Here is a 1,142-nt window from a genome sequence, read left to right as displayed (position 1 = left end):
GAAGAATTGAAAAAGAAAATCGAAAAATATATCGATTATTATAACAATGTGCGAATAAAACAAAAACTGGCTGGTATGAGTCCAGTTGAATATCGAATTCATACCAGCCAATTAATTGCATAATGAAGAACTCTAACTTTAAGGGGTCACTACCAACTGATCTCAGTTCCACGCCATTTTTTATTTTTTAGCTTAATTTGAATAAAGGTTCTATTTTTATCTTTTCCAGCAAATTAAAGGATTGTGCTATCTCCTACTATTTGTTAAACCATCTATAGGTAAATTTTTATAATCTAAAAAATGATTATTCTCCATTTGTATATTCCATTCCAGTAAAAACCTCCCTTTATCTTGATAATCTCAATTATCATAAATTAAAACTTCTATTGTTCTGCCACAAGTAAACTCCTAATTTGTATTGTTACCAATCTGAAAGCTAAGGTGATTAAGTTTAACAATGAATTGTCTACAGTAGCACCCGTTTTTGTTTAGCTAAGGGAACAGTTTTTTGCGCGATCAGTAAGTACATTTTTTCCTTATTTCCTAAGCGTAACTTATCAATATTATTGTTAATATTCTAAAGTTCCTTTTGAATAATAACTACATTATTTTTAATTACCAACTCTTTGTATTTAACACTTTTGTAGAGCCTTTTCTGGGTAAATAAATTGTATGAACACCAATAACTAATACAAAAAGAAAACATCCACAAGTAGCCATTCTAATTTTAATTGTAAAAATAAGGTATAAATAGTAAAATTTAGAAGTGGTTAATAATATTTTAAAAGAGGAGAATTAATGGAAAATCAAATTATTAAAGATGTCTCTTCACCAAATTCTGTGGTTTTCACTCAATTCCAGAAATAAGTTAGCGAGATTGGTGCTCAATCTAGAATAGCTCCTTCGTCAGCTTACAGACCATCAAGTTGATAGAATGGAAGCTGTCAAGTGCTTTCCTTGACGGCTTCCATTCTACCAACTACACTGATGAAAGCTGATGAAGGACAAGGTCAAACAGCCTGATTTTTATAATATTTTCCTGTACATTCCAAAAATACACGTAGCCGAAATCTTTCCAGATTTCTGAAACCATAAGCACGTCTTTTGATGTTCTTGATCTTATGGTTTGTGCCTTCAATTCG

Annotated in this window: 2 protein-coding genes; one reads left to right on the top strand and one right to left on the bottom strand. The window is 30.8% G+C overall.

The genetic code is table 11. The features are described 5' to 3' along the window. On the top strand, positions 1 to 123 hold a 123-nt coding region (locus GZA11_RS16390), incomplete at its 5' end, for an IS3 family transposase (RefSeq protein WP_163182820.1). 887 nt (positions 124 to 1,010) lie between these two features. Here GZA11_RS16390 and GZA11_RS16385 read toward each other — a convergent pair. Beyond that, on the bottom strand, positions 1,011 to 1,142 hold a 132-nt coding region (locus tag GZA11_RS16385; RefSeq protein ID WP_163184402.1), incomplete at its 5' end, for a transposase.

The sequence above is a fragment of the Neobacillus sedimentimangrovi genome, from assembly GCF_010614825.1.
Lineage (GTDB): Bacteria > Bacillota > Bacilli > Bacillales > Cytobacillaceae > Neobacillus > Neobacillus thermocopriae.
This window is presented reverse-complemented; position numbering and strand designations above follow the sequence as displayed.